Source organism: Chitinophaga ginsengisoli, from assembly GCF_003014595.1.
GTDB lineage: Bacteria > Bacteroidota > Bacteroidia > Chitinophagales > Chitinophagaceae > Chitinophaga > Chitinophaga ginsengisoli.
This window is the reverse complement of the sequence record NZ_PYGK01000035.1, coordinates 1-3,847: the sequence shown is the minus strand read 5'-3', so window position 1 is coordinate 3,847 and position 3,847 is coordinate 1. Positions and strand designations below refer to the sequence as shown.

Sequence of the window (3,847 nt, the reverse complement as noted above, 5' to 3'; positions counted from 1 at the left end):
GTGTTATATAATTACCCTGAGCGTTACTTTATGAACCGGTTATTATGTTTAGAAGATATAGACGGGTTGAGTGAGGAAGCAGAGTTTGCGTTCCGTGAGCTGCAGAGTAATGGAGAGCTGAATAGTGCCACCAGTATTAAACTGGAGAATGGCCAGATCACCAGTGGTCAGAAGACAGTGAGAGGCCCGATAGCCAGCCTTGCGTGTACAACCCATGGAGAGATCTATGAGGACAATATGAGCCGTGTGTTCCTGATAGCGGTAGACGAGAGTCCGGAACAGACGAGGCGCATTATAGGCTACCAGAACAGTAAGGCAGCAGGGGAGACAGATACCCGCAAGGAACAGGATAGTAAGGGGTTTATCCGTAACCTGGTGCGCTGTCTGGAACCGCTGGAAGTAGTGAATCCTTATGCGGGGCGTTTACAGTTGCCCGAGGATGCGCACAAGATCCGCCGTTTACATGACCTGTTTTTAAACTTTGTGAAGATGGTGACGTTGGTACATCAGTATCAGCGAAAGAAAGACAGCAAAGGCCGTCTGATAGCAGAGATCAGTGATATAGAGGAGGCAGTTAGTATTATGTTCGACAGCATAGTACTGAAAGTAGATGAGCTGGACGGTAGTCTTCGTCAGTTCTATGAGCAGTTAAAGGCCTTTATAGGTCAGCGGGGAAGAGATTATGAGTTTACCCGGTTCGAGGTACGTGAGGCCACCGGTGTAGGTAAAACCCAACAACATCATTACGTAAATAAGCTGGTAGAGCTAAGTTATATACGCCAGTATGGTCATGCCAACCGCGGTTTTAAGTACCGTATAGCCCACTGGGACAATTACAGCGATTTACGGGATCGGATAAAAACCCATCTTGGCAATCAGATATCAGCATTGAGGACCGAACACCAGCGAACGCCAGGCCGAACACCAGAGTTGCCTATGGTGGCTGAAAGAGGGTGAAAAAAGGGCTGGTGTTCGGCGTTCAGAAAAAATGCTCAAGGGGGTTAAAAAGTATATCTAAGATCATAGTGGTACCATGCATCATTATCCTACACTTTTTAAGCAATACTTACAACAGAGCGGTTATAGTACTACAACCCAGAACATGTTACCTGGTTGTGTACGTGACTTTTTGCAATACGGGCGTTTTAAGGGCCTAACAGAAGTGACCCCGATAGTTATCCTTGAATTTTATGAATGGCTGCATATACGGCCTTTAAAGCGGAGAGAGGGGGCATTAAGTGCGGGGATGATCAGCCATTATGTATATGCGCTGAAAGTGTTCTTTAGCTGGCAGGAGGCCAGCGGAGGTATCAGCTATAACCCGATGAGTGGGTTAAAGTTCCGCAGAGGTGAGCGTAATAGCCGAGAGGCGCTGAGACAGGATGAAATAGCAGCCTTGTTTAGTGCAGCGTTGAGCATCAGGGAGCGGGTGATGTTACACCTGTTTTATAGTTGTGGTCTTCGTCGTAGTGAGGCAGTGAAGTTAAGCATCCGTGATGTACAGGCCAGACACCGGTTATTGTATGTACGTTCAGGCAAAGGAGCCAGCCGTCGTGTGATCCCGTTGACGGGTAAAGTAGCAGGGGAGTTGACCACCTACCTTGAACAGTGGCGTAAAGGCAGGGACAGTGATAAGAGTGCCTTTATGCTGAACCGTGTAGGTAAGGCGATGAGTGGAGAGAGTTATAATCATTTACTGAAAGGTGTGGTCAGACGTGCGGGACTATGGGAGGGGATTACACCACATTACCTGCGTCACAGTATAGCTACGCATCTGCTACAGGGTGGTATGAGCCTTGAATATGTGCGGGACTTTTTAGGTCACAGGCACCTGGAAGCGACACAGATCTATGCCAAGGTAGGCGCCCATCAATTGCAACAGTTATGACATTGGAACAGTATTTACAACAGCAATACACCCCATCTACAGCGGCGTCCTATGCCCGCGAAATCAGCATCTTTTTATCCGGTTACCCCGAGGCATCTACCGCCGTTTATAAGGACTTAATGGGGTATATAGGCGTCCTTCGTCATCATTACAGCAACAGCCATACGTTAAACCGTATCGTTAGCAGTATCAAAGTTTATTATGATTACCTGTGTTATACGGGGCAGCGGTCGGATCACCCTGCACGGGGGATCAAGCTGCGTGACAGGCGAAGCCGAGACATCCAGCTGCAGGACCTGTTCAGCAGTACAGAGTTGGAACAGTTGCTGGAGCGCAAAGAGCGTTTTAGCGTGCTTGCGTTACGCAATAAGGTATTAATGAGCTTATTGATCTATCAGGGCTTACAGGTGGGCGAACTGGCAGCATTACGTGTCCAGGATGTGTTATTGGAAAGCAGTGCTGTGTATGTTGGGTGTACCGCCGTCACTAATAGTCGTACACTGGCCCTAAAGCCGTTACAGGTAGGTTGGCTGAGTCGTTACCTGCAGGAGGTGCGCCCAGTATTATTGGGAGGCCAGGAAAGTGAGTTACTGCTAATCGGCCAGCGAGGTAAAGGCATGCATGGGGAAGACATCAGTAAACATATAAAACGTAGTTATGCAGGTCTGTTCAGAGGTAGGGAGGTGAGTGCGCAGCGCATCCGTCAGAGTGTAATCGCCAACCTGTTTACACAGGGGCATGATATAGGTGTAGTGCAGCAGTTCGCAGGTCATAAGTACCCATCGAGTACGGAGCGTTACCGTCAGGACGATGTAGGACGTTTACAGGCAGCTATAGAGCTGTATCATCCGGTAAGATGAAGCAGAGGTTCGAGTCCCGTTCTGCATGTGAAAGGGGACCCTGTTCGACCCATTATAAAGCTGCCCTTTAGAAGTTATAGGTCCACCTATACGTCTGGTATGCGTCGTGTATGAAGCCTGTATAGGTCGGGTGTGAGGTACGTCAGAAATGGTTCAACTCCACCTCAAAGGCATATCAAAGGCATGGTAAAGGCATACTAAAGGCATGGTAGGGGTATAACAGATCAGGGGGATGGTTCCATACCAGTCTCCCACCATCAAATCAGGTCCTCCGTATTATTAGTCTCCAGGAACAGCGGTCTCACTGCGTCCTCGGGTCGTACAAAAACCTGCGCCAGGCTGCGCAAGCGTTCAGTATGTAAAGGGTCCTAAGCGCAGCCTGTCACAGTTTTTGCGCCCCTTCGTCCTGCGTTCGGGCAGCTCCCGGTCTGGCGGCTCGCACACATTGGCTTTGCTACAGCCATCCCTACGCTGCCTCTCGTTTGTCCGCCACCTGCCTAGCCGCCACGGCCTTATCTTTTTGTCTTTGCCATCCGCTGCGCTCCTGGCTATTAACAAGGACTAGGCGCGGCCAGCTGTGGCTCCGTGCTACGCTGCGCTTCGCACTCCCGCCCCAGCGGCCGTGGCGGCATGGCGGTGGTGGCGGAGGATCGCTATTAAGCGTCGGTTATAGCTGCCAGACATTAGATCGCTGACCCACCAGCTGATGATATGCTGCGCGAACGTGAGCTGCAGTACCCTGGTCAGCGTTAGTACTATCTTGCTTCCGTCGGCAGGATAGTGGATGCGATCAGCATCAGTATGAGGGCTGTACGACAGGATAAAGCCCATCAGCAGGATATATCCCTCAGCATTAGTAACGCATCCACTATCCCGCCGACGTAGTGTTATTTTTTTCTTTCAGCTGAAATAACAGATGAAAGAAAAAACTATATCTTAGGGCCAGTTCTTTGAGTAAAAAAGTGTGCAGGGCGGTTGGGCTATAGGAGTGAAAGTGAGCAAGCGGTTATCGCTATGGGTTTAATGGGCAAGAGCACTCGAGTGAGTTAGGAGATAATAATTATACTGCACAGTTCTGGGAGTATGATAGTAGAATAGG

Annotated in this window: 3 protein-coding genes; all 3 read left to right on the top strand. The window is 49.5% G+C overall.

Annotation, left to right across the window (positions count from 1 at the left end; translation table 11 throughout):
* The coding region (locus tag CLV42_RS33475) for a hypothetical protein (RefSeq protein ID WP_211303580.1) at positions 1 to 957 on the top strand (957 nt) is incomplete at its 5' end.
* A gap of 76 nt (positions 958 to 1,033) precedes the next feature.
* A complete protein-coding gene (locus CLV42_RS33470; RefSeq protein ID WP_106606306.1) occupies positions 1,034 to 1,888 on the top strand; it encodes a tyrosine-type recombinase/integrase in 855 nt (284 codons plus the stop codon).
* The gene (locus tag CLV42_RS33465; RefSeq protein WP_106606305.1) at positions 1,885 to 2,748 is read left to right on the top strand and encodes a tyrosine-type recombinase/integrase; all 864 of its coding nucleotides are present in this window, start codon (positions 1,885 to 1,887) and stop codon (positions 2,746 to 2,748) included. Before CLV42_RS33470 ends, CLV42_RS33465 begins: the two co-directional genes overlap by 4 nt.
* Positions 2,749 to 3,847: the final 1,099 nt, after the last annotated feature.